This is a genomic window from Chloroflexota bacterium, assembly GCA_016219275.1.
GTDB lineage: Bacteria > Chloroflexota > Anaerolineae > UBA4142 > UBA4142 > JACRBM01.
In genome coordinates, this window is record JACRBM010000072.1 from 84,054 (window position 1) to 108,316 (window position 24,263).

The 24,263-nt window shown below is 56.5% G+C and carries 25 protein-coding genes; 4 read left to right on the top strand and 21 right to left on the bottom strand.

Translation table 11 applies throughout. The features are described from left to right. Nucleotides 1–19 precede the first annotated feature (19 nt). Nucleotides 20–1,360 (bottom strand): polysulfide reductase NrfD, encoded by a 1,341-nt coding sequence (nrfD, locus tag HY868_20695; protein MBI5304565.1) that lies wholly within the window; start codon nt 1,358–1,360, stop codon nt 20–22. A 75-nt stretch (nt 1,361–1,435) separates the two neighbouring features. Further along, entirely contained in the window at nt 1,436–2,116 is a 681-nt protein-coding gene (locus tag HY868_20700; GenBank protein ID MBI5304566.1) for a 4Fe-4S dicluster domain-containing protein, read from the bottom strand. A gap of 70 nt (nt 2,117–2,186) precedes the next feature. Here HY868_20700 and HY868_20705 point away from each other — a divergent pair, with 70 nt between their 5' ends. Then, nucleotides 2,187–2,504: a hypothetical protein gene (locus tag HY868_20705; GenBank protein MBI5304567.1), complete on the top strand. Its 318-nt coding sequence runs from the start codon at nt 2,187–2,189 to the stop codon at nt 2,502–2,504. Then, nucleotides 2,501–2,962, top strand: coding sequence for a type II toxin-antitoxin system VapC family toxin (locus HY868_20710; protein ID MBI5304568.1), 462 nt, complete (start codon nt 2,501–2,503; stop codon nt 2,960–2,962). Before HY868_20705 ends, HY868_20710 begins: the two co-directional genes overlap by 4 nt. Here the strand turns inward: HY868_20710 and HY868_20715 are convergent. The 19 genes from HY868_20715 to HY868_20805 all read right to left on the bottom strand — a co-directional run bounded on the left by HY868_20715 (nt 2,950) and on the right by HY868_20805 (nt 22,509). Continuing rightward, on the bottom strand, nt 2,950–5,304 hold the full coding sequence (locus tag HY868_20715; protein ID MBI5304569.1) for a molybdopterin-dependent oxidoreductase: 2,355 nt from the start codon (nt 5,302–5,304) through the stop codon (nt 2,950–2,952). The two genes, HY868_20710 and HY868_20715, sit on opposite strands and share 13 nt — an antisense overlap. Before the next feature lie 43 nt (nt 5,305–5,347). After that, nucleotides 5,348–5,710, bottom strand: coding sequence for a hypothetical protein (locus HY868_20720; protein MBI5304570.1), 363 nt, complete (start codon nt 5,708–5,710; stop codon nt 5,348–5,350). Nucleotides 5,711–5,731: 21 nt separating this feature from the next. After that, complete coding sequence (locus HY868_20725) at nt 5,732–6,181, bottom strand: ubiquinol-cytochrome c reductase iron-sulfur subunit (GenBank protein ID MBI5304571.1); 450 nt, start codon at nt 6,179–6,181, stop codon at nt 5,732–5,734. An 87-nt stretch (nt 6,182–6,268) separates the two neighbouring features. Continuing rightward, on the bottom strand, nt 6,269–6,556 hold the full coding sequence (locus tag HY868_20730; protein MBI5304572.1) for a hypothetical protein: 288 nt from the start codon (nt 6,554–6,556) through the stop codon (nt 6,269–6,271). Between the two features lie 82 nt (nt 6,557–6,638). Continuing rightward, nucleotides 6,639–8,072 (bottom strand): (Fe-S)-binding protein, encoded by a 1,434-nt coding sequence (locus HY868_20735; protein ID MBI5304573.1) that lies wholly within the window; start codon nt 8,070–8,072, stop codon nt 6,639–6,641. After that, entirely contained in the window at nt 8,065–8,802 is a 738-nt protein-coding gene (locus tag HY868_20740; GenBank protein MBI5304574.1) for a respiratory nitrate reductase subunit gamma, read from the bottom strand. Before HY868_20740 ends, HY868_20735 begins: the two co-directional genes overlap by 8 nt. 81 nt (nt 8,803–8,883) lie before the next feature. Next, nucleotides 8,884–9,204 (bottom strand): TusE/DsrC/DsvC family sulfur relay protein, encoded by a 321-nt coding sequence (locus tag HY868_20745; protein ID MBI5304575.1) that lies wholly within the window; start codon nt 9,202–9,204, stop codon nt 8,884–8,886. A 146-nt stretch (nt 9,205–9,350) separates the two neighbouring features. Continuing rightward, on the bottom strand, nt 9,351–9,566 hold the full coding sequence (locus tag HY868_20750) for a hypothetical protein (GenBank protein MBI5304576.1): 216 nt from the start codon (nt 9,564–9,566) through the stop codon (nt 9,351–9,353). 103 nt (nt 9,567–9,669) lie between these two features. After that, entirely contained in the window at nt 9,670–10,731 is a 1,062-nt protein-coding gene (gene dsrB, locus HY868_20755) for a dissimilatory-type sulfite reductase subunit beta (GenBank protein ID MBI5304577.1), read from the bottom strand. Nucleotide 10,732: 1 nt separating this feature from the next. Continuing rightward, a complete protein-coding gene (gene dsrA / locus HY868_20760) occupies nt 10,733–11,905 on the bottom strand; it encodes a dissimilatory-type sulfite reductase subunit alpha (protein ID MBI5304578.1) in 1,173 nt (390 codons plus the stop codon). Between the two features lie 76 nt (nt 11,906–11,981). Then, the gene (locus tag HY868_20765; GenBank protein ID MBI5304579.1) at nt 11,982–13,100 is read right to left on the bottom strand and encodes a putative sulfate exporter family transporter; all 1,119 of its coding nucleotides are present in this window, start codon (nt 13,098–13,100) and stop codon (nt 11,982–11,984) included. Nucleotides 13,101–13,374: 274 nt separating this feature from the next. Further along, entirely contained in the window at nt 13,375–14,184 is an 810-nt protein-coding gene (locus HY868_20770) for an SUMF1/EgtB/PvdO family nonheme iron enzyme (protein ID MBI5304580.1), read from the bottom strand. A 240-nt stretch (nt 14,185–14,424) separates the two neighbouring features. After that, nucleotides 14,425–14,670 (bottom strand): transcription factor, encoded by a 246-nt coding sequence (locus tag HY868_20775; protein ID MBI5304581.1) that lies wholly within the window; start codon nt 14,668–14,670, stop codon nt 14,425–14,427. A 72-nt stretch (nt 14,671–14,742) separates the two neighbouring features. Then, nucleotides 14,743–15,891: a hypothetical protein gene (locus HY868_20780; GenBank protein MBI5304582.1), complete on the bottom strand. Its 1,149-nt coding sequence runs from the start codon at nt 15,889–15,891 to the stop codon at nt 14,743–14,745. 94 nt (nt 15,892–15,985) lie between these two features. Next, nucleotides 15,986–16,534 carry a PKD domain-containing protein gene (locus HY868_20785; GenBank protein ID MBI5304583.1) on the bottom strand — a complete coding sequence of 183 codons (549 nt, stop codon included), beginning with the start codon at nt 16,532–16,534 and terminating at the stop codon, nt 15,986–15,988. A gap of 15 nt (nt 16,535–16,549) precedes the next feature. Then, on the bottom strand, nt 16,550–17,926 hold the full coding sequence (locus HY868_20790; GenBank protein MBI5304584.1) for a hypothetical protein: 1,377 nt from the start codon (nt 17,924–17,926) through the stop codon (nt 16,550–16,552). 612 nt (nt 17,927–18,538) lie between these two features. Continuing rightward, on the bottom strand, nt 18,539–19,426 hold the full coding sequence (locus HY868_20795) for a serine/threonine protein kinase (GenBank protein MBI5304585.1): 888 nt from the start codon (nt 19,424–19,426) through the stop codon (nt 18,539–18,541). A 99-nt stretch (nt 19,427–19,525) separates the two neighbouring features. After that, on the bottom strand, nt 19,526–20,170 hold the full coding sequence (locus HY868_20800) for a response regulator transcription factor (GenBank protein MBI5304586.1): 645 nt from the start codon (nt 20,168–20,170) through the stop codon (nt 19,526–19,528). Then, nucleotides 20,170–22,509, bottom strand: coding sequence for a GAF domain-containing protein (locus tag HY868_20805; GenBank protein ID MBI5304587.1), 2,340 nt, complete (start codon nt 22,507–22,509; stop codon nt 20,170–20,172). The genes HY868_20800 and HY868_20805 overlap by 1 nt, the downstream gene beginning before the upstream one ends. 180 nt (nt 22,510–22,689) lie before the next feature. Here HY868_20805 and HY868_20810 point away from each other — a divergent pair, with 180 nt between their 5' ends. Further along, nucleotides 22,690–23,322 (top strand): bifunctional precorrin-2 dehydrogenase/sirohydrochlorin ferrochelatase, encoded by a 633-nt coding sequence (locus tag HY868_20810; protein ID MBI5304588.1) that lies wholly within the window; start codon nt 22,690–22,692, stop codon nt 23,320–23,322. Nucleotides 23,323–23,332: 10 nt separating this feature from the next. Then, the gene (gene hemC, locus HY868_20815) at nt 23,333–24,250 is read left to right on the top strand and encodes a hydroxymethylbilane synthase (protein ID MBI5304589.1); all 918 of its coding nucleotides are present in this window, start codon (nt 23,333–23,335) and stop codon (nt 24,248–24,250) included. Nucleotides 24,251–24,263: the final 13 nt, after the last annotated feature.

Here is a 24,263-nt window from a genome sequence, read left to right on the forward strand (position 1 = left end):
TCGCAATGACATTCAACTTTCACTCGCCGCTTGCCACGCCGCTTGCAGCGCGTAAATCTTCGAGTCTGATTTTCTCCGCCAATTTCCGGCGTTCTTCGATCTCGACGCCTTCTTCGACTTCCCAGATCGCGAGACTGGGAAAGAGTTTGAAGAACACGACGAACAACAGCGCGAACATCGCGAGCGAACCAATCGTGATGGACGCCTCGACCCAGGTCGGCTGATAGATCGCCCACTGGCTCAGGCGCGGACGCGTGAGACTCGGCGCGACAATCGTGAATCGTTCGAGCCACATCCCGATGTCAATGAAAATCGAAGCGATGACCGTGCCCATTACCGTGCGCCCCGAACGCCGAATCAGAATCACGAATGGGAGAATGCCGTTAAAGAGCACCATCGTCCAGAATGCCCAGTTGAACTCGCCAAAGATTTTCGCGTTGGCGACTGGCATTTCGTCTGCGAGCGCGCCGTAAAATGTGGTGACGTACTCGGAAAGCGTAAAGTACGTCCAGAGTACGCTCATCACGAGGAGCAGCAAGCCGAGATAATTGAACTGCTTCTCGGTGAGCCATTCTTCGAGGTGCATCACCTTGCGCATCAACGCCATCGCGAGGAACAAGGTCGCGATGCCGGAAAAGATCGCGCCGACGACAAAGTACGGACCCAGGATCGTGCTGTGCCACATCGGTTGCAACGTCATGCCGAAAATCCACGAGACGACCGTATGTACCGAGACCGCAATCGGAATGATCGCAATCGCAAGAATCGCAATCGCTTTTTCGAGCCGATGATGTTGTTCGTAATTGCCTTTCCAACCCAGCGCGAGCGTCGTGTACAACCATTTGCGCCAACCCGCGCCGTCGAACTTGTCGCGCAGACGCGCCAGATCCGGCAACATCGGCAAGTAGAGGTATGTGATGCTACTGAACAGATAAATGCTGATGCAGGTAAAATCCCAGAGGAACGGCGATTGATAGCGTCCGTATAAAATCACGTTCAGCGCGCGTTCGGGGCGACCCATGTCAATCAGAATTTGCAAACCACCGACGCACAACGCGAACACGGTGACGGCTTCGGCGATACGCGTGATCGAGCGACGCCAGTTCGCTTGTGTGACGCGCAGAATCGCGGAGATGAGCGTGCCGGCGTGACTGATGCCGATGAAGAAAACAAAGTTCGTGAGATAGATGCCCCAGTACACCGGGCGGCTCAACCCGGTGACGCCCAAGCCATCGGATAGTTGATAGATGTACGCGAACACGCCCCAGCCGGTCAGCGCGGCGAGAATCGTAAATAGAACCCAAAAACTTTTGCCGGTCGTTCGCAGCGGCGCAAAAACGGTTTGTTCGATACGGGACATTATGACTCCATTTTGGATTTTCGATTTGCGATTTGCGATCGAGCCAATCGAAAATCCAAAATCGAAAATTCTGCGTCATCCTTCTCTAAGATAAAAGACCTTGGGATGCGTGCCGAGTTCTTCGAGTAGATGGAACGCGCGCGGACTCTTGAGCAGTTGCGAGACCAGACTCGCCGGGTCGTCGAGGTCGCCGAAATAACGCGCACGCCCGGTGCACGTCTCGACGCACGCGGGAACGTAATCACTCGCCTGAAACACGCGACCTTCGGCGGCGGCTTGCTCGCGCGCCTTGCGTAGCCGATGCACGCAGAACGTACATTTTTCGACGACACCTTTGGGACGAATCGCCACGTCCGGATTGAGATGTGCTTTGAGCGTTTCGGGATAGTACGGCTCGTGCCAGTTGAAATAGCGCGCCGCGTACGGGCACGCGACCGTGCAGAAACGACAACCGATACAGCGGTCGTAATCCACGAGCACGGTACCTTCTTCGTTCCGATACGTCGCCTTGACCGGGCACACCTTGACGCAAAGTGCGTCGTCGCAGTGCATGCACGGACGCGGGATGTACCGCGCGGTCACATTCGGATATTCGCCGTCGCTGGACGGAATCACTTCATTCCACAACATCGCGCGACCTTTCGCCGCTTGCTCCGGTCCCGCGATGGGCGTGTTATTCTCCATGCGGCACGCGACCGTGCACGCCTGGCAACCCAGACATTTATCGAGATCAATCGCCATTGTCCAACGAGGCATTCCTATCCTCCGAAAACAAAACCAGTTGCCAAAGTCGTTCGAGCGCGTTATAATGTCGCCGAGGTGAAAAATGACTAGACTTTCTGTGCATTTGCCAGAGCACGTTTCCAAGAGTATCCGCGAACGGGCCGATGAAACAGGTTACACGGTCGAACGCGTTATCGTTGATGCGCTCAAAAATACGTTCGTTGTCACAACGAAAAAATCGAAAAAACTTTCGGAACAAGATCGCGCGATTCACGCGCTCATTGCTGCTGGTCTCGTGCGACCCGTGCGTCGCGCATCACGCCGCGTGTCCACCAAGCGTCGCGCCGAACTTGCTCAAGCATTCTCGAAAGGCAAATCGCTTTCAGAAATCGTCATCGAAGAGCGCGGAGAACGCGTGTGATTTATTTTCTGGACACGAGCGCGCTCATCAAACGCTATTTGAATGAAACGGGAAGCGTTTGGGTTCGCGATTTGACCGATTCACCCGAACACGTATTCGTCGCCTCGCGATTGACCACCACTGAAATCATCAGCGCGTTCGCGCGACGTTTACGTGAAGGCACAGTCACACGAACACAATACGCCGACCATCGAAACGCGTTTGACGATGATTGCGCGACGCGTTATCATATAATCGAATTGGAAAACAACACATTCGATCTGGCACGCGACCTCATCGAGCGACATCCTTTGCGGACGCTGGATGCGTTGCAACTCGCCTCCGCGTTGGCAACGAATCGTGTCTTTGTTTCGCTCAATTTGTCTCCGCTCAATTTCCTCTCGTCAGACAACCGTCTGTTGCAAATTGCGCAACACGAGGGTCTGTCCACCGACAATCCCAATCACTACGCCTTGTAAATCTTGACGCGTGTCGGCAACATTGCCGCGACGCCGGAATTTTTTTCGCTTCCGCTTGCCATCAAGTCGTACGGATTCGCACCGTGCTTCATCTTCGCCGTGGACGATTCGCGCCCCCACTGCGCCGCACTGAAATGTCCCTGACCACCCGGCACGTTGATCGCGTTTTGCCAAATGCCTTCGACGATTTTTGCGCGCACGCGAATCTTCCCGGCAGGCGATTCAATCCACACGAGATCGTCTTGTTTGATGTCCAATTGCTCGGCGGCTTGCGGATGAATCTCCGCCCAGGTTTCCCAGCGCGCGCTCGTTTGCAAGCCGTACACTTCGTACAGCGTCGGCACCACGCCGCTCCACCCGCGCGGTTGCGTCATCGTCTCTTGCGAAATCAGGACGAACGGATAATTCGCGTCGGCGGTTTCGGCGGGAACGGTGAAATGCGGCAAGCACTCGACATCGCTTTTCGGATTCAATGCGGCGAACAATTCGCGCGAGAAGAAATCGAATCGTCCATCTTTCGGCGCGTTCACGCGATCGCGTCCGACGACTTTTGCCCACGCCTTGCTGCCCGGCTGCGCGTTGAAATAGACGAGCGCCGACCACGCCCCTTTGCCAAGAAGATCGTCCCAGGAAATTTGCATTCCCGCAACGCGTTGTTTCACGACTGTAAGAAAATCATTCCAGGGCAACGCCTCGCTCACCTTGCCGCCGAGTTGTTTCGCGAGTTGCAACACGACATCGCCGGGATTGCGTCCATCGCGCACCGGTGCGACGACCGGTTGCCGCAGCGCGATCCCAGGATAGCCCGTGCCTTCGAGAATATCATCGCCCCACATTTCGAAAAACGTGAGCGAGGGTAAAATCAAATCCGCGTATGCCGCGCTCTCGTCGAGCACCGGGCTGAAACTGACGACGAGCGCCGTTTTCTTGAACGATTCGATGAAGCGTTTGCCTTGCGGCGCTTCGTGAACTGGATTCGCGTTGAGCAAGAATAACGCGTTCGCCGCATACGGCTTGCCCTGAACGAGATTGTCTGCGAGATTTTGAAACGCCGAGTACGCAACCGGATAATCACTGCCCACGCCATCGAGCCGCGCCATCGCGCGCGATTTTTCCGCGACTGGGTCGGTCGGCAGTGCCGGGAGTGGAGCAAGGTTCGGCGTCTGTTGAACCTGAATACCTCCCGGCACATCTATGGAGCCAACCAACGCATTGAGCGCGTGAATCGCGAGCGCGGTGAACATGCCGTTGCCGCCCGCGAGATCGCCGCGCCCGGTGGGCATCACCGCGAGCGCGGGATGGTTGTTGCCGAACTCGCCGGCGAGTTTCGCAATCGTACCGCTCGGCACGCCGGTAATGTCCGCGACGCGATCAATCGGGTACTCTTCGAGCACGAGACTTTTGAATCCGCGATGCGTGCGACCCTGGTCGTCTTTGAAATCTTCATAGCCGAACGTGTAATTGTCCACGAACGATTTTGCGACCAAGCCACTTTTGATGAGCACGTGCGCGATGCCGAGCGCGAGCGCGCCGGTCGTGCCAGGACGAATCGGAATCCATTCGTCGGCTTTGGCAGCAGTGACGTTGAGGCGACTATCCACGACGATGAGTTTCGCGCGATTCGACGCGCCGCGATGCATGAATCCGTAACCCGACAAATATTTTTGCAAGTGACGCGATGATTCGAGCAGACTGCCGCCCAGGCACAAGACGTAGCGCGCATTGTCCACATCGTAAATCGGATAGCCGTTGATGCCTTGCGCGAAAAACATCGCGAGCCGCGCGGCTTCGCCGTCGAGCGAATCAGTCGAGAGCATGTTCGGCGAGCCGTACGCGGACAGGAAGCGCGACCACAGCGGACGCATCTGCCCGCGTAGTTCGCCGTGCAGGACCGCGACCGTATGCGCTTGACCTTGCTCGCGCAACGCGCGCAATTTTTCCGAAACGATCTTGAGCGCGTCGTCCCAGGAGATCGCTTCCCACTGCGCGAGATCCGTTGCCGCGACATCCTTGCCAACTTTGCGCTTCATCGGTTGTGCGAGTCGTTCCGGACTGTAGAGCACTTCGAGCGACGCTTGCCCTTTGGGACAGCACACGCCTTGGTTGAGCGGATGCAGAGGATTGCCCGCGACCTTGACCGCTTTGCCGTTGACCACGCGAACCTGGAGACCGCAACCGGATGGGCACATCGCGCAGACAGTCGCCACAAATTTTTCGCCCTGCTCTTCCGGCGCAATCGCCGGGACGCGCGCATCCGCCGCCGATTTGATGATCGGCAACACTGCACCGGTCGCCGCCAGCCCCGCACCTATTTTGAGAAAATCGCGTCGTGAAACTTTCATGATTCCATTTTCCAATAATTCGATTATTCGTTTCGATTCGCGATCAGTTGCCGTCGTACTCCAACAAACGTTCGAGCAGTTGCAATTTTTTGTCGAACCGGGTGACGAGCGGCGCAGGCGCGGCGGGCAGAATGCTCGGCGCGAGATAATCCGCCGGGTTGGTCGTGATGTTGACACCCAGGATTTTGAGCGACTCGTCGAGCGTCGGCACCGCGCTTGGTTTCGTCTGCGCGACCCAGCCCTGCCCGCGCGGTGAGCGCAACCCGCCACCCGCGGCGCTCGTGTGACACGTGCCGCACGGCTCGCCGGTGCGCGTGGCGTACTCCGGCATCGCGTTCGCCGTCGGCGTCAGCGCGAATGGAAGTGCAATGCTCGCAAACATCAAAATGATAAAAAGGCGATTCATCGAAACCCTCGTATTACCAACTCACGCTTCCCCAATCACGATCTCGTTCCCCGCGACCTTGACAGTCAACGATTCCAGCGGCATCGGCGGCGGACCGGCAAGCACATCCCCCTCGCGGTCGAATGTGCCATCGTGGCAGGGACAATAAAATTGTTGCTTGCCTTCCTGCCATTGCACCGTGCAACCCAGGTGCGTGCAAATCATCGAAATGGCAGTCACACCTTCCGTCGAACGCAGAACCAGCGCGGGCTTGCCTTCGTACGTGATTGGTTTGACACCGCCCACCGGCACATCGTTCAACGCGAGTTTGACTTGCCCGGTCGTTACGCGCGGAGCCGGGAACAGTACGCCTTGCGCGAGCCAGCCCGCCCACGCCGCGCCAACCATGCCCAGCATCGCTTGGATGAAATTGCGGCGCGATTGAAGTTTGCTCGGTCTGATGGGTACATCTGCTGTTGGAGTGGATTGCATAACACCTATCCCAGGATTGGTGTTGGGTGGTAGGCGGTTGAGTGGTTCGATCCAACAACCTAACCACCCAACTACCCAACGGTCCAACTATTTGATTTTTCTCACACCCACATACCCGTGACAATTGTTGCACGAGCGTTCGGTCTGATGACAGTAGAGACAATCTTTTTCCTGCATATCGCCGGAATCAATCACTTGGAAATGTCGCGCCTGCCACCATTCGAGCGGACTGTGCGTGACCGGCGCGGTAAACTCGCGGCTGATCGTCACGGCGAGTTCGCCCTTGCCGTCTTTCGCCGGTTTTTCCGGCACGCAGCCGGCGAGCGGAAAAATTATTACAGCAAGAATAAAACAGAGTAGAAAGATTTTTTTCATATCCATCCATTTTAAGGATGCATGCTTCGCGTGAGGGATGAAGGATGTTTTTTTTCATCCTTCATCCTTCTGCCTTCATCCTTTACAAAATCATCGCTTTGCTCAACAAATCGTGCACGCCGCCAACGCGCGTATCCACCTTCCAGTGCTTCATCACTTCGGGGAGTTGCGCTTTGCAGATCGCGCACGGCGTCGCGAGGTACGTCGCGCCAGTCGAGCGGCAGGCTTCCGCGCGCGGTCGTCCGCCCGCCATGCGAATCGGCATGATCTCGTCGGTGAGCAAGCCGCCGCCCGCGCCGCAACAAAATGTCTTTTCGCGAATCGTGTCGCGCGGCATTTCGATAAATTTGTTGCACGTCGCGCGAATCATCTCGCGCGGCTCTTCGAGGAGCGAGCCGGCACGCGCCGCGTTGCACGGATCGTGGTACGTGACGAGCACATCGTCGTTCGCGGACTTGTCAATCTTGAACGCGCCGCGCTTGATGAGATCGGCGGTGAATTGGCAAATGTGAACGGGGTGCGGCGGATCGAGAAAATCCATCGGACCGCTCAACGTGTCGGTGTGAATCGCCGCGCGCCACGCGTGCCCGCACTCACCCCAAATGACGCGCTTGACCTTGAGTTGCCGCGCCGCGTCGAGAATGCGCTTGTTCACTTTTTTCATGTTGCGATAATTCAGGAACAAGCCAAAGTTGCCGCCCTCGTTCGCGTACGTGCTGGTCGTCCACGAAATACCCAGGTGATAAAACAATTTCCCGTACGCCATCATCGTGTCGGTGTTTGCAAAGTTATCGGCGGAGGGCATCACGAGCAACACGTCCGCGCCTTCTTCGTCCACCGGCATTCGAATGTCTCTGCCGGTTTCGGCTTTCAGTTCCTCTTCGAGAAACTGGCAATTGTCAATCCACGCGGGACCGGGAATACCCAGGTTGTTGCCGCGCTCGTACACCTTCGCGACGACTTCGGTGACGTACTTGGTCGCGACGCCAATCGCCGCCATGATTTCGCGCGCCGCCATCGTGATTTCCGCGGTGTCAATGCCGTACGGACAAAAGACCGCGCAACGCCGGCACTCGGAGCATTGGTAAAAGTAGGTGTACCACTCTTGCAACACTTGATCGTTGAACGCTTCCGCTTCGCCGCCGGTGAATCGTTCGAACGGTTTGAAATAATAGCGGTACACTTTGCGGAGCAAATTCGCGCGTGCGACCGGCATATTGTTCGGATCGCTCGTGCCGAGGTAGAACTGACACTTGTCCGCGCACGCGCCGCACTGCGCGCAAATATCGAGGTAGACCTGGAGCGAACGATACTTGGTCAACAACTCGCGCAGTTTCTCAACCGCTTTGTTCTGCCAATCGGGCACGCGCTCGGTCGGCAGCGCAATCGCGCGCATGTCTTTCACTTTGCACGGATGGCAGGTCAGCGCGGCGGAAATACCTTCGTTCATTTCCGGGACTGGGAGGATGCCGTTCTTGGGCGCGAGTTCTGGGAATTCCACTTTGGCGCTAGTCAATGCCAACCTCCTTGTCCCAGGGATTCACGTATCGTTTTTGCAACACATTGTCGCGCTGATTGCGCGTCGGCGAAAAGAAAATGCCGCCGGCGTGCACGAGTTTGCTGAACGGAAAATAGATCATCAACAAACAGACGAGAAAGAAATGCGCGAGGAAAATCGGATGCGCGGGCGGCGCGACCGGCTTGAGCGACAGCAGACCCAGGGTGAATGCCTTGACATCCACGAGGTACACGCGCGCGTAATAACTGACGAGCATTCCCGTCGCCGCGATGAGAATGATGAGCATCAGCGAAATGTAATCGGGCAAGCCGGAGATGAACAAGTTGCGCGGCAGAGCCAAGCGTCGCCAGAACAAATAGAGCGCGGGAATCGGCAAGACGAATCCCATCAGGATGCCGGGACTCGCCCAATCGGAAATCCATTCGGGAACGGGATACAAAAAATAGCGCGCGTGCCGGAAAAAGACGAGCGCCAAGCAGACATGGAACACCCACGCGCCCGCCCACAACGCCTTGTCCGCTTGGAACAGATTGGGAAAGATGAGCGCGTCGCCCGCCAGGCGCGTGAGAACGCCGCCGGTTGTTTTAGGTCCGGGCGTCGAAACGATCTTGAGCGGCGCAGGCGTCTTGGCGTAGAGGTACAGCCGAAACGCTAATCCCGCGACGAGAATAATGAACGAGAGATAAGCGAAACCGATGAGCAAACCCGCGAGGAGATTCCAAGCCATGCTAGTCTCCGGAATAGTTCGATAGTGTGCTAGTGCGATAGTTGTTCTTTCGTCCGATTAACTATCGCACTATTGCACTGATTAAACGCACCCGGTTGGCTTGGGCAAACCGGCAATCTTGCACGCGCCTTTCGCCGGACCGCTGGGGAACAATTCGTAGATGCGCTTGACATCGAACCCCGTTTCCTTGCACACTTTGCGAACCATCGGCGCGATGCCGAAATCTTTATAGTACTTGTTGAGATAGTAGATCACCTTCCAGTGATCCGCCGTCAGTTCCGGAATTTCTTCCGCCGTCCTGGCAAGGAACTTGGCGAGATCTTCGTTCCATTGCGCCGGGTCGGCGATGAATCCGTCTTCATCCACTTCGAGTTGCGTTCCGTTATAATCAACGTATGGCATACTTTACTCCTTTGGTTTGCCTCACCCACTCCCCATTCCCCTCTCCCCGCTCCTGACCCTTCGGCTTCGCTCAACATCAGGAGCGGGGAGAGAGAGCAGGGGGTGAGAGGTGAGGGATTTCGATGTCACGCACCGCGTGCGTGTTATCATCCATTGCCACCGGGTAATTTAATGAACGTCGCACCGCCGTACGATGTAAATTCCAAACGACCGTCATTCACCAACACCGTGATCGCTTTTTTCGCGAGCGCGTTCTCGATGCCCACCCCGGCGGCGACATCGCGGCTCGTCAACATCTTGTTCTTCTTCTTGAAGAACTCGAGCACTTTGGCGAGCAGTTCTTCGTTTACTTCATCAGCCATCGTTACCTCCATTTTCGATTGTCAGTGGAGGGTGGAAGTTGGAGATTGGAAGTTGGAATCCAGCATCATCCAATTTCCAACCTCCAACATCCAATTTCTAACCTCACCACTTGAACGCCGCGGTCGTGCGGAACGTTTCGGGCGCCATCGTAAAGTCGTCAATCATTTGTTCGGTGAACGGCAAGCCGGTGATTTCAAAGAACCGCTCCCAGCCGATACGCTCGATCCACTCGCCCATCCGTTCGTGTTTGCGCGCATGCTTCGCCCAGGTTTCGACGAGCATCTTGACCACTTCGACTGTCTCGGGCCAGCGCGGCGGATTGTTTGGCAGGAATGGCACGACGAGGCGCGAGAACGCCGGACCACTGCGCGAGTTCGACACTTTGCCGCCGACCCAGATCGAAATGCCGTCGCCTATGGGATCCGCGACCGTCATGCCCGGGCACATCGTGTAACAGTTGCCACAGTACATGCAGCGATCCGGATTCACGGTGAGACTCTTATTCGCGGGATCGGGACGAATCGCGCCGGTCGGGCACGCCGCGATGACGTTCGGCAGTTCGCACTTGGTGCGAACAATGTCGTGATTGATCTTGGGCACCATGCGGTGCATACCCAGGATCGCGATGTCGGAGCAGTGTACCGCGCCGCACATATTCAAACAGCATGCGAGCGAGATGCGGCAATAGCCCGGCAAATCCATCGTGCCAAAGTATTGGTACAGTTCGTCCATCACCGATTTGACGACCGCCGACGCATCCGTCGCGGGCGTGTGGCAGTGAATCCAACCCTGGGTGTGGACGATGTTCGTGATCGAATGACCGGTGCCGCCGACGGGCCAACCCTTCGCCTTCAATTCTGCGATGAGTGGGTCTACTCTGGCTTTATCGGAACACAAGAATTCGACGTTGTGACGACTGGTGAAACGCAGATAGCCGTCGCAATATTTTTCCGCGAGGTCGCACATCTCGCGCACCTTGTCGGTACTGAGCAACCGTTCCGAACCAACGCGAATCGTGTACAAGGCGTCGCCGGATTCCGCGACGTGCATCAGCAAGCCGGGTTGCAAGCGTTCGTGATATTTCCACTGCCCGTAGTTTTTGGTGATGATCGGCGGAAGCATCTGCCGATAATCGGGCGGTCCAAAATCTGTGCGTGTTGCCATCTTACACCCCCTCGCGCCAAAAGTAGTACGGATTCGCGCGCGGTCGTTTGATCATTTGCGGCACCGGTTTGAGTCCCACCGCTTTTAAGAACTTGCCCATACCTTGGCGATTGATCAACTCGCCCAGGCGTTCGCGCATCTTGCCGTTTTCATCCCACCACTCGAAAATCTTGTTGACCAGTTCGATCAAGTTGTCGTACGGAGGTTCGAGTTTGATAAAGGGCACGACGACCCAGCCCAACATCGCGCCGTGCACGATGGGCGCTTTGCCACCGACCAGAATACTCGCGCCGCGCTCATTGCCAGGTCGCAACGCTTTCGGCATCAAGTTGATGCAGTGCATACAGCGATTGCACTCGCGGTCTTCGATCTTGAGCGTCGAACCGTCCCATGCCATACAATGCGTCGGGCACATGTCCACGACTTCGGTTTGAATATTCATCCCGTTCGCGGCGCATTGGGTGACCTCGGTTTGGTCAATCGCGATGTTGCCCTTCCAGGTGCCGATGATCGCCATATCGGAACGCGCGATGGCGGCGACGCAATCGTTGGGGCAACCGCTCACTTTGATTTTGAATTTGTACGGAAACATCGGGCGATGCAGTTGATCTTGGAATGTGCGCGTCACGGTGTCCACGACGTTGAGCGAATCGAAACACGCCCACTCGCAACGCGCCGGACCAACACAACAACTGGGCGTGCGCATCGCCGAGCCGGAACCGCCGAGGTCGAACCCGAGTTCGGCGAGATCATCGAACGTCGGTTGCAGTTGGTCGGTCGTCGTACCGAGCAAAATGATATCGCCCGTCGCGCCGTGAAAATTGGTGAGACCCGAACCGTGCTTGTCCCACACATCACACAGCGCGCGCAATGATTTCGTGTTGTAGAACCAACCTGCCGGTTGATTCACACGAATCGTGTGGAAATGTTCTACACCGGGAAAACGATCTGGTGAATCGGAATAGCGACCGATGACGCCGCCGCCATAGCCCTTGACACCGACGATGCCGCCGTGCTTCCAGTGACCGACCTTTTCCGTGTACGATGCTTCGAGTTGTCGCATCAGATCGTTGACCGCCGGTTTCTTTGCGGCGGCTTGCTTCATGTCGGTCACGAACGAGGGCCACGGTCCTTTTTCCAGATCGTCCAGCATGGGAGTGCCATTGTTGGACATTCACAACCTCCATCAATAGTACCGCCGACAGCAGCGTCCACCGCTGTCGGCGGTGTATTTGCGCGAAACGAATTGCCTACATCTTGACTGGGAACAGATAGCCGAAGATGATCCAGGACACGCCGAGAGCGAGCAAGGTGTTGAACACCGTCACGATGAGGTACACAATCACCGGCGACCAGCCCATCTTCTTCAGTTCACCGACCGACAGTTCCAAGCCCATGCAGACGAACGCAAAGCAGAAGAACCAGTCTTTCATAAAGAGAATCGCGTCTGTCGCGTTAAACGGCGCGGCAGCCAGCGGTTTGGGAATGATTTGCACGGTGAACAGAATCGAAACGATGATGAACCCAAGCACGAACTTGGGGAAGCGTTGCCAAATGATCCCGGCGCTGGGTTTCTCCTTGCCTTTTTCGACGACCGTCGTAAAGTACAAGGCAAGGATAAAGGCAACCACGCCGATAAACGCGTTCTGCGTTGACTTGACGATGGTCGCGATTTGTTGCGCGGTCTTACCGTAGATCGTGCCCGCGCCGACGACCGCCGCCGTCGTGTCCACGTTACCGCCGAACCACGCGCCCGCGACCGGTTCAGGCAAACCAATCGCGCTCGCGATCAAGGGCGAGATGACCATCAACGGCAGCGCCGTAACGATGACGAGCGCAGTGATGTACGTGATTTCTTCTTTCTTTGCCAGCACGGAACCCGCCGCGGCGATGGCTGCCGAGACACCGCAGATCGAGATCGCAGTGGACATGACTGCGCGGAGCGAATCGGACAGACCGAACTTGCCGGCGAGCCACCAGCAGAACATATACACACACGCGATCATGATGATGCCTTGAATGACCGCGCCACCCGCCGCTGTGAGAATCGTCATGAAACTAACTGTCGCGCCAAGCAGAACCAACCCGATCTTGAGGAATAACTCGGTGCGAATGCCCGCTTTGACAAACTCGTGCAGGTTGACTGCCTTGAGCAAAAAGTTCACGACCAAGCCGAGAATCGCCGCCCACAGCGGATACTCCAACGCTTTGCCGGGAATGCCCAAGCCGATGTCTTTGACGTTATAAACCATCAATTTCAACTGGAGCGCGAGCCAAGCCAGGACAACCACCAACACCAAACCGGCGATAATGTTGATCGGACCGTTGGTGGATACAGGTTGTTTGGCTTCAGGTTTTGCCGTAGTCATAGGAATGTCTCCTTTTTCATCCGATCAAATTAGAACTTGACGAGCGCGGGCGGAATCATACCGACCATCGCCAAGATCAACAATGCGAACGCAATGATCACAGCCAGCCAATCTTCTGGGATGTTCATACGACCTTCTCCTTTGTGTGGTCTGGAATGGGCGACTCTTCGTCGGACACGCGGCACGTGTCACCCTTGACATGCCTTGCCCGTTTTGTTGTGATGCTGTCCGCCTACCTCCTTGAGATGTGGGCGGCGTTGGCGCGCATGGCGCATCACGCCGGCAATTCGTAGGCACATCGCAAGCCGGTGTCATCACTACGGTGCATCGGCGCCGCCCAACTGCGGTATGCACACCGTCCTTCGTGTTTCGACTCGCGCCACGAACCGCCGCGTAACACTTGCTTGCCCAACGCTGCCTCGAGCTGTTGCGGATTGGCAACACACCCAGTTTCGTATAATTTCGGCAACACACTTGCGCCGTCACTCGCGTACACCAATGCTTCGCGTCCATCCGACGGATCGTACGGATACGCGCCAAAGTACGACATGCACCACTCTTGCACATTCCCTGCCATGTCCGCGATGCCGTACGGGCTATCGCCGCGTGGCGAAAATTTTCGAATCGGCGACGGCGCGCCAATTTTGCTTTCCGAACTGTTGCACCGGCTCGCGTCCCACTCATTGCCCCACGGGTACAAACGACCATCGGTTCCGCGCGCGGCTTTTTCCCATTCGGATTCGGTCGGCAAACGAATCGGCAATTCGGTTTCGTGGCTTGCCCACTGACAAAACGCGAGCGCGTCCGCGAACGATACGCCCACGACCGGTAAATCGGTGTTTGCAGAATCGAACATATCGCGCGTAGCGTTCCAGTACAGGGGTGCGCGATGTCCAGTGGCTTGCAAAAAAAGGTGGAATTGCCCGTTCGTCACGGGATGGCGCATCAAGAAGAAATCACTAACGCTGAGGTGATGCTGAGGAAGTTCGTCAGTACCGGCTTGACGATAAACACGCGTGTCACTGCCGATGATAAACTCGCCCGCCGGGATACGTACAAAATCTAATTTGAGAAGCGACGTCATTGTCCTGCCCTTGAGTAGAAACAGATTGCCATACAAAAATGCGAATGTATTTTACTTTGATGAGGAGCAAGCGGGAATAGGGAATCACCCTATTTGACGTAGGGTAATTGCCCGATTTTGGGAACAAAAGTGGCAAATTGTGGAACAATTTTAAGCAAAATAGAGCGGAGAGCCATAATCTGACTCTCCGCCTTTTGTCGACACGTTCAGAGAACAAGCAATGCAAACAGAGGACTTGCGTTATTGTCCTGCGGCTTCGCGTAGCTTATCCCACTCGGCGTAGATCCGACTGGCATAGCGCGTTGTAAAGTGACTAACCGTACGATTAGCATTCGTCACAAGCAAATCTACATGCTTGCCCTTGTTCTGAAGCGCCAGATTCCCGGTTTTGTTACCCTTGGGATCTTCGAAATGCCATGCTTTGATCGTCGAGCCGTCGAAACTGTCAATCACGATCTTGAAATACTGATTTGGTCCAACAAACACGTTGTTGGTGCTGTCGAGCACGATCTCGTCTTTATTCGCGATCATGAACTCGTTCAGCAATCCACAGCTGTTTCAGGTGTCAAAGTACACGATGAATCGCGGATCGTCTTTCCAAGGACCGAGCACATCCATGTGGGTCACACCTACATAACCCACCAGCGCGACCTTGCCCGCGTCCTTGAAGGGCTTGCGATAGGCATCCAATGCCACCTGTACATCAGCGTGTTTTAACATCAACGTGTCGAGTTCTTTGTCGTTGGAAGGGAACAGAGAGACGATCTTGTCGGTCAACGGACCGAGCGTCTTTTCGGCTAACACCTTGTCCGGAGCATCCGTCGCGACAATGGCTAACTTGGCAGAATTGTTGGCTGTGTCAATCGAAACCACCTTTGCCTTGAACTTGCCCAAGTCCAACGTTTGTCCCTCTGCCACCACGCCGGCGACCGCTTTCTCGGCGATGTCAACCGCATTGATTTCGTTTGCGACCCATTCCGCCACTTCGACTTCTTTTTCAGTCACCGATTTGACGACCAAATAGCCGGTGCCAACAGATGACAGTCTATCCGTCTGGAAGACGATTGGGTCCGTCGTTGGCTTTAACGCCAGCGCATCTTCACTCGACCGCGCGAACGGTGAGGCGCTGGTCGCATGCCAGCTACTGCCATAATAGTTACCGGATGGCTTGAGAACCTGGAATGTGGCTTCCTGATTCAGCGAGCCAGGTCCCCACGAGGTGCCGATGCTTGAAAGTTCGAGTGCGCTGAGGTTCAAGCCGTACGGAACTCGCTCGCCCTTTTTAATAACAAAGTCTTTCTTGACCGTGTAAAAGTGACGCACATCGGCAAGATAATAGACCTTGCCTAAAGCCATCACGGGATAGTTGACCAGCGGCCATCGCCACGAAGACGTACGCTTGGTGTAATACAGCCCAGAGGGTGGAATGACGATCTTGCCATCCTTGATGTAACTCTCGCGGATAACCACCCCTTCACTGTCCAACACGATCTTGGGTTCGATGAGGCTACTTGACTCGATGCTCGGGAACCCAGCCATCTTGGTTACGATCGCGCAATCTACCGCTGGTGATCCTCTGTTCGCCGATTTTTCAGCCGTTGGTCCTTGCGCCGACACAGGACCTACCACCACTAACGCGAACAGCGTCACCACCGACAGAATTGCGAAAAGCCGCAATGCTCTTGCACCGTTGCAATTCCGTTTCATGTTCGACTCCATTTCATTCGTGACGTTTCACTCGAAATCAAATCGCCGCTTCTTGTTTGTGCTTGTCCCTCCTTTCCCATCCGATCTCCGCCAATCAGCAATCACAATCCTCGGAAATGCGGATATAGTCCATGCGCTTGATGGTGTCCGAACCACCCGGTCCCGTCACTTTCAGGGTGACCGTGTACTTGCCAACCTCTTTGTACGCGTGGGCTGGATTCTGTTCTGTGCTCGTCGTGCCATCGCCGAAATCCCACAGCCATGCCGTCACTTTACCGTTCGAATCATCGCGAAACTTGATCTGTGATTCGGGGCGCGCTTCCACTTTGTCCGAACCAAAATCGGCAACTGGCGCTGCCGTCGCCGGCACGGTAGCCGTCGGCATGGAGGTTGGGGTAGGCGCGACCGTTTTCACTGCGGGCGCGACTGGGGCAGTGCGGACTTTGTTGTATTCGGCGATCAACACGTTGTACTTGTCATCTGCCACTTTGCGTTGGTTTTGCAGCTCGGCGATTCTTTGCGTCGTCACTGCATCGTCAGTCTGTGTGCCGTATGCGATGCCGATGCCCGAGCCGGCAATTGCACCGGCAACGAACAAGATCAAAGCGAACACAATCACGCGGGTTCTAGAAATTGTTAGCATCCGATCTATCCTCTCTTATTCTTGCAAATCGTTTTTCTTTGATCGCATCAACAGCATGCCCGCACCCGCCGCGATCATCGCGCCAAAGACAAATGGTACACTGGCAACCAGCAACTTGTTGTGCAAACGCGCATTTGCGATCGCATTCTCAGATTCACCAACCAACTGCTTCGCCACGGCATTGAGATTCTGGATTTGCTTTTGAGCGAGGTTCGGGTTACTGTGGAATAGATTGGTCGTTTGCCAATACGCCTCTTCCAAATCCGCGCGTTGTTTGTCCCAGCCCGTCGCATCCACATTCAGCGCGCGGGCTTCGATAATCAAAGCACGGCTGCTCGCGAGTAGAACCTGGGTCGCGGTAAACGCGGTGCGCGAACGATCTACATTTGTTGTGCTCACGTGACACTTGGTGCATGTTTCGTCGCCGGTATTATTGTGGCACCCAACGCAGTTGATGTCCCTGTGCGCGGTCAGCGCAAGTTTCTGCGCGTCAACCGTGATGCGCGCGACCAGTTTTTCATCCACAAATCCCGCGTTCCTCCGCTCCTTTGCCCACACGCCGACGAATTTGCCATTGCGCAAGAAATTGTCGATGTAGGCATCAGAATTGGTATGACACTCGTCGCACGGACGAGCTTGCCCCCAACTATGGCGTGCCTTAATTGCCCAACCACCAATAGCAGGATCCGCGCCACCAAGTTCGGCGTTGAGTGGCGAATGAACAGCAGTCTGCACTTTTTTCGTCGTCGGATTGACTGCAAGATAAAGTTTGTTATCCTGCTTTTGTGCGTCGCCTCTGTGACAATCCCAGCAATTGGTGTACCACTGCGTATGGCATGCGATGCAATCCACATCATCACCATGCGCCTGGTGTGCGTACTCGCGTGGATCGAATTGCGGAGGAACGGAACTCACCCCGGCAAACTTGACCGCGTTAGGTTGAAGATGACATCCCTCACACGACGGTTTGCGCGTGTCGGCAATAAAATTCGGGCGCTTGCCGTCGCCGTGGATTTCTTTCTCGCTATGACAATCCGTACATTCTATCCCAGCAGTTGCCATCATACTCGGCTTGTGTTGCGGATTTGCCGGATCACCCAGGTACGTTTCACTAGTTTGCCCGTGGCACACCTTGCACACATACGACGCCGGTTGTTTCGTAAAGCCATGGCTTTCCGTTTGCGATACGAGGCGATTAAACTTGTCCGGTTGTTTCATATGGCAACTAGTGCACGTCGCGTGACAACCGGTACATTGAGTAAATTGAGCTTCGCCTTTTTCCTTGCCCATCGAATCAACCAGCGCGAGGCGATGCCCTTCAAGCGTACTGTGCAGTGAATTGAGGTGACGTACAGTTACTTCAGCGTGACACTTGCCACACGTCTCTTTCACAATCACAGGGTCGGATGGATCAGTGGGGATTTTTTTGTCGGTGGAGTGAGGGAAAGTGGAGAATTTGGAGTTGGCGTGGCACTCGGTACACGGGACCTGAGCATGTTTGTCTTGGGCAAACAATACTGGATCAACGACCACTTCGCGCCAGCGCGGGCTAAGCGATTTGAGCAAATCCCGATTGCCATGACATCGTAAACAACTATCGCCCTGAGCGGATACCGGCGCGCTCCAGGTTGCCGCCAACCCAAGGACGATTATTGAGATTAGGATTAGTAAAGCACTGAATCGAAGAGAAAGATATTTGCGCCAATCATCAAGCATCGTCGCTCCTAATCGCAGAAACCATTATGGGGAAAACAAATTTTGTGCCTTTTTGCACAATCACTATTGTATCTTGTTTTCCTGAGTTTTGAATCAGGTGTTGAATGTATCTCCATCTAGGGTAGATTACCGATACGCATAACCCATTCGGGTGATCTGCCTAGAATTTTTAGATAGAAGAGATTGCAAATATGCAAATACGCGAGCAGAATCGCGGAAGGCACATGAAAAACAAAAAAATAGGACAACGGGAGCAGGTTGGCCTATTCGACCTCTTGGATATTCCGATCAAAACGGCAGGGGAATGAACGCTTTGCGCGGACAAATCGCGTCACGCATGGCGCGCGCGGAGGCGTAGCGATTTTCCGGGTCAATCTCCATCGCCTTGAAGATCGCGCGTTCCATCTGCGACGAAACGGTGGGATTGATTTTGCGGAGGGAGGGGAGTTTCAGTGAAATATTGATCGAGGTCGGCAACATGCGCTCGACCGCGCGTGGCGGCAAGCGACCGGCGAGAAGATAGTACATCGTCGCGCCGAGCGCGTAAATATCGGTGCGTTGATCGGTAACATTGCCGCTATCGGCGTACTGCTCCGGCGGCGCGAACTCGACGGTGCCGACCGCGTGAATCAGCGGACCGCTTTCGAGTTGGCTTTCGACTTGCTTCATCAAGCCGAAATCAATGAGCACCACGCGCCCATCCGGCGCGAGGATCAAGTTTTCCGGCTTGATGTCGCGATGAATGATCGGTTTGGGGCGTTCGTGCAGGTACGTCAGCGTGTCGAGAATTTGAATCGCCCAACCAAGCACGCGCGCTTCTTCGAGCAGATACGCGTGTGTGCGCGCGTGTTCTTCGATCTGGCGAATCGTGTTGCCGGCGATGTAATCCATCACGAGGTACGCGTTGTTGTCGTACGCGAAATGCTCGTACACCTTGGGGATGTTCCGATGGTCGAGCGGCGCGAGCACGTCCATCTCATGCAACAGACGCGCGCGAATCGCGGCGATATTGTTCGAGCACGCGGCATCCAGGCACGCTTCTTTGATCGCGACGACGCGCTGATCGGTCAGGTCTTCGGCTTGATAGATCGCACTCATTCCGCCGCGCGCGATCTGCCGTTGGATCAGGTATTCGTGTTTTCCCGCGCCCAGTTTCGCGCCCTCAAAGAGGAACACGGCAACTCCAGTATTCACAGTTCAGTGTTCAGAATTCAGTATTCAGTTGATTTTGAACTGCATACTGAACACCGAATACTGAACACTGAATTCCGAACACTACACGCTGACAATGCCTTGCCGAATCGCATACTTGACCAGCTCGGTGCTCGAGTGAATGTCCAACTTTTCCATGATGTTCGTGCGATGCGCCATCACCGTCTTGACGCTGAGACAGAGCAGTTCCGCGATTTCGCGATTGCTCTTGCCCTCCGCGATCATCCGCAACACTTCCTTCTCGCGTTCGGTGAGATGCGGTCGCCCGGTCACTTCGGTCGGGCGTTGGATGTAGCGGTCCATCACTTCGCGCGCGATGCCGGGCGGCAAGTACGCGCCTTCCTTGAACACGCTCCGAATCGCGTGGATCACTTCCGCGCCGCCGGATTTTTTCAGCACGTATCCCGCCGCGCCGCCTTGCAAAACCGAGAACACGTACTCGCGATTATCGTGTTGCGACAGAATCAGGACGCGCGTGTCGGATTGTTGTTGCTTGAGCGCGCGCGTCGCTTCCAACCCATCCATCACCGGCATCGCAATGTCCATCACGACGACATCGGGACGCAACTGCGCGACCATCTCCACCGCGCGTTGCCCGTTGTCCGCTTCGCCGACCACTTCGATATCTTCCTGCAACGAGAGCAACGTCCGCAAACCTTCGCGCAATACCGCGTGATCGTCCGCCAACAACACACGAATCTTTGACATTACACATGCTCCATCGGCACACTAATCGAAACCTGGGTGCCATGTCCGGGCGTAGAAATAATATGAATCTGTCCGCCAAGTAGACCGACGCGTTCTTGCATACCCGCCAAACCCAACCCGCGTTGCCGGTCCGCCGAATGTTCCACTTCGATCAAATCAAAGCCGATGCCGTCATCGCGAATCTCGATGTGGAGCGTGCCATCCTGTCCATCGAATTTCAGGCGCACGTTGCGCGCGCCGGAATGCCGCGCGATATTGTTGATCGCCTCTTGCCCCACGCGAAAGAGCGCGGTTTCCAGCTGCGGCGGCAAACGCCGCAACGCGCCGCGCTCTTCCACCCGCAAGCGCATGTTGGCGGGCTTGAGCCGCGTCTCGGCATACCAGCGCAACGCGACGAACAAACCCAGGTGGTCGAGCATACTGGGTCGCAAATCGTGAATCAGTTTGTGAATACCGTCGAGCGTTTGCGCGAGCACGCCGCGCATGTGCCCCATCGTTTGATGCAAACGCGGATCGGCGCACGTGGTCTCGGCGGCTTCCATCGAATAAATCAACGCGGAAAGCGATTGACTCGTGTCGTCGTGCAAATCGCGCGCGATGCGTTTGCGTTCCTCTTCCTGCGCCGTGATCACTTTTTCGAGCAAGTCGCCGCGCAACTGTTCGCGCCGCGCCAACTCGTCGTACAAGCGCGCATTCTCCACGCCGACCGCGATTTGATTGCCGAGCGCCATCAACAACTCGACCTCGCGCGGAGTAAACTCGCGTGGCGTGCGCGTGCCGACGCACATCGTGCCCAGCGCGACCCCGCGACTGATCAGCGGGACGTGCACCAACGACCGCAAACCCTCTTGATACAACGAGCGTCCCGCACCCGCCGTATAGCGCGATAGATCGGGCACGATGACCGGCTGTCCTTTTTCGATGACGCCGCCGCACGCGCTATCGTCGAGATGCAGGCGCGTGATCGCACGCGCGGCGTCTTCCGAGGTGCCGAGACAACACTGCGGTTCGAGCGCGCGGGATTCCTCGCTCAACAAAAATACCGTGCCCGCGTCCGCCCCGGCGACGGTCAAGACTTGTTGCAGCGTCTTGCCCAAAAATTCGTCGAGGTGCAACTGCTGCGTGACGACCCCGGCAACCGCGTTCAACGCCGACAGTTCGCGCGTGCGCGCTTGCACGCGTTGATCGAGATCGCGATTGAGGTCTTGAATCTCGGCGATGTTTTGGCGCAATTGCGCGCGCATCGTTTCGAACGTGTCCGCCAGCGCGCCGATCTCGTCCCCACGGCGCACGGCGATGGGCGTTTCCCAGTTGCCGCGCACCATTTGCTCCGCTGCCAATTTTAGATTCTGCACCGGCGCGATGATGTACCGCGTCGTCAGCCACACCAACACAATCGCGCCGGCGACCGCGACAATCGCAAAGAGCACGATGCGCCCTTGCAATTGCCGCGACGAACCGAACGCTTCCTCTTCGGCTTGGCGGACGACGACCCCCCAGGGCGCATTCTTGAGCGGCGCGAACGCGATCACTTCGAGCCGTCGTTCGATGTCGGTCGCGGTGTTGTGACAATTGTGGCAGGTCGTCACAACGCTTTTGCCATCCCCGATCATCGCGACGAGACTTTCGCCATGATCCGCGCGGGACAATAAACGTTGCGGCAATGTGCTCGACACGATCAAGCCGTCCACATCTACGATTTCAACATAGCCCGTGTTGCCCAGCGTCGCCGCCGGTGCAAGCGTGCTGACGCCGAATTCGGTCAGGTCGAGCATCGCCGCGACCGCGCCAATCACGCGATTGGATGCGTCGCGCACCGGCACGGCGGCGATGATCGCGCGCGCGTTGGGTTCGAGCGCAATGCTCGTGACCACGAACGCGTTACTCTGCACCATCGGGAAAATGTTCGGCAATATGCGCAGATCGGTGTCGCCAGAATCGGCGGCGATTTCGCCGGTTGGCTGTAGGAGGAAAATTTGGCGCGCCGGAAAACTGTGGCGCACGACGACATCGCGCAATTCGTTCTCACGATCCTCGCGTGACGCGCGGTCCTGGCGCATGAACGGATGCGCGGCAAGCGCGTCCAAGCCGGCGCGCACGGTGCCCAACACATAGTCGGCATGCTTCGCCGCGACCTGAGCAAGGACAACGCGTTCCTGCAACGCGCGGTCGGTCGTCTCGCGCGCGGCGGCGATCGCGAGCACGCTGAAAATGCCGATCAGCGCGATCATGCCGATGACCGAGAGCAAGGTCATCGTCGTTTTGAGACCGAGTTGAATTTCGATGAGCCGCGCGATCAGTTCGGCGACCGAGCGGCGCAAACGAGTCCACAGTTGCATCACAACCAAGTTTACTGCGAATGAAACAATAAGTCAAAAACTCTTGCCACTTTAGCCACGCTCTTAAGGGCGTGGCTAAAGGAGAGTTCGTCCAACCGGAAATTTTGTAGTATAATGCGCGCATTCTGCGACCAAGACCCAAAGGCGTCTGATTCCCTTTGGGTCTGCCAATCTACTGCGATGATTCAATATCCGATTACACTCGTCATCCTGGATCACGCGCTCGTCATCGGCGGCGGCGCGGTGGCGACGCGCAAAGTGCAGGGCTTACTCGACGCGGGCGCGCCAATCGTCACGGTGATTGCGCCGCAACTCACCGCGCAACTCGAAACCTGGGTCGCGCAAGAACGCGTCATCGCGATTCGTCGCGCGTACGCGCCGGGCGATCTGGCGAACGCGCGCGTGGTCATCGCGGCGACGGACGACACACGCGTGAACGAAGCGGTATGGCGTGAGGCGCGCGAACGCGGCATCCTCGTCAACGCGGTAGACGACCCACCGCATTGCACGTTTCACGTGCCCGCCGTCGTACGTCGCGGAGACCTCACGATTGCGATTAGCACCGGCGGCGCGAGTCCCGCGCTCGCAAAACATTTACGCCACGAAATCGAGCGCGTGATTGGCGACGAGTACGCCCAACTCGCCACATTACTCGCGCAATTTCGCCCGCGTATCAACGCACACGTGCCACACGCCAAGCGTGAGCAATTGTGGGACGCGCTCATCAAAACGGCGTTGCCTTTGCTGCGTGAGGAGTGCGAGGCAGACGCGCGCGCGTTGATGGAAGAAATCGTGGCGCGATACGAAACGTGATGCGTAAAACGTGAAAACGCGGATTATTCTTGGGACACGCGGGTCGCAACTCGCGCGATGGCAAACAGACTGGGTCGCGGAGCAATTGCGCGCAGTTGCGCCTGGAATCGAGATCGCGATTGAAACGATCACGACACAAGGCGATCGCGTGCTCGATGCTCCGCTCGCGCAGATTGGCGACAAGGGCTTGTTCACGCGCGAAATCGAAATCGCGCTCGTCGAACGACGGATTGACGCGGCAGTGCATTCACTCAAGGATGTGCCGACCGATTTGCCGGATGGCTTGACACTCGCCGCAATTTGCGAACGCGAAGACGTGCGTGACGCGCTCGTATCGCGTCTAGGCGTAGGACTCGACGCATTGCCGCGCGGCGCGCGCGTTGGCACGAGTTCACTGCGACGCGCCGCACAACTGCGCGCACATCGCCCCGATTTAACCATCGTGAACATTCGCGGCAACGTGGACACGCGTCTCCGCAAAGCGACGACGGACGAGTACGATGCGATTGTCCTCGCAGTCGCCGGGCTAAAGCGTCTCGGACTTGACACGCGCATTACCGAGTACTTGTCGCTCGACGTGATGTTGCCCGCGCCGGGGCAAGGCGCACTCGCAATCGAGACGCGCGCGGACGACACGGACACGTGCGCGCTCATCGCGCTGCTCGATCACGCACCGACGCGCGCGGCGACGGATGCGGAACGCGCGTTTCTGCGCGCGCTCGGCGGTGGATGCCAGGTTCCGGTCGCCGCATACGGCGAAGTGATTGGCGACACACTGCGCCTGCGCGGTCTCATCGCGAGCGAAGATGGCACACGTGTCGCACGCGGTGAGGTGAGCGGCGATGTCGCGAGTGCGGAATCACTGGGCACGCGTTTGGCACACGAATTATCGAATCGAGGAAATGAGCGAGTAAACGGTCAACAGTAAACAGTCAACAGCG

Excerpts from the sequence above, each read along its gene's own strand:
- nrfD (MBI5304565.1), bottom strand. The coding sequence starts at position 1,360 with ATGTCCCGTATCGAACAAACCGTTTTTGCGCCGCTGCGAACGACCGGC.
- HY868_20700 (MBI5304566.1), bottom strand. The coding sequence starts at position 2,116 with ATGCCTCGTTGGACAATGGCGATTGATCTCGATAAATGTCTGGGTTGC.
- HY868_20705 (MBI5304567.1), top strand. The coding sequence starts at position 2,187 with ATGACTAGACTTTCTGTGCATTTGCCAGAGCACGTTTCCAAGAGTATC.
- HY868_20715 (MBI5304569.1), bottom strand. The coding sequence starts at position 5,304 with ATGAAAGTTTCACGACGCGATTTTCTCAAAATAGGTGCGGGGCTGGCG.
- HY868_20720 (MBI5304570.1), bottom strand. The coding sequence starts at position 5,710 with ATGAATCGCCTTTTTATCATTTTGATGTTTGCGAGCATTGCACTTCCA.
- HY868_20725 (MBI5304571.1), bottom strand. The coding sequence starts at position 6,181 with ATGCAATCCACTCCAACAGCAGATGTACCCATCAGACCGAGCAAACTT.
- HY868_20730 (MBI5304572.1), bottom strand. The coding sequence starts at position 6,556 with ATGAAAAAAATCTTTCTACTCTGTTTTATTCTTGCTGTAATAATTTTT.
- HY868_20740 (MBI5304574.1), bottom strand. The coding sequence starts at position 8,802 with ATGGCTTGGAATCTCCTCGCGGGTTTGCTCATCGGTTTCGCTTATCTC.
- HY868_20745 (MBI5304575.1), bottom strand. The coding sequence starts at position 9,204 with ATGCCATACGTTGATTATAACGGAACGCAACTCGAAGTGGATGAAGAC.
- HY868_20750 (MBI5304576.1), bottom strand. The coding sequence starts at position 9,566 with ATGGCTGATGAAGTAAACGAAGAACTGCTCGCCAAAGTGCTCGAGTTC.
- dsrB (MBI5304577.1), bottom strand. The coding sequence starts at position 10,731 with ATGGCAACACGCACAGATTTTGGACCGCCCGATTATCGGCAGATGCTT.
- dsrA (MBI5304578.1), bottom strand. The coding sequence starts at position 11,905 with ATGTCCAACAATGGCACTCCCATGCTGGACGATCTGGAAAAAGGACCG.
- HY868_20765 (MBI5304579.1), bottom strand. The coding sequence starts at position 13,100 with ATGACTACGGCAAAACCTGAAGCCAAACAACCTGTATCCACCAACGGT.
- HY868_20770 (MBI5304580.1), bottom strand. The coding sequence starts at position 14,184 with ATGACGTCGCTTCTCAAATTAGATTTTGTACGTATCCCGGCGGGCGAG.
- HY868_20780 (MBI5304582.1), bottom strand. The coding sequence starts at position 15,891 with ATGAAACGGAATTGCAACGGTGCAAGAGCATTGCGGCTTTTCGCAATT.
- HY868_20785 (MBI5304583.1), bottom strand. The coding sequence starts at position 16,534 with ATGCTAACAATTTCTAGAACCCGCGTGATTGTGTTCGCTTTGATCTTG.
- HY868_20800 (MBI5304586.1), bottom strand. The coding sequence starts at position 20,170 with ATGTCAAAGATTCGTGTGTTGTTGGCGGACGATCACGCGGTATTGCGC.
- HY868_20805 (MBI5304587.1), bottom strand. The coding sequence starts at position 22,509 with ATGCAACTGTGGACTCGTTTGCGCCGCTCGGTCGCCGAACTGATCGCG.
- HY868_20810 (MBI5304588.1), top strand. The coding sequence starts at position 22,690 with ATGATTCAATATCCGATTACACTCGTCATCCTGGATCACGCGCTCGTC.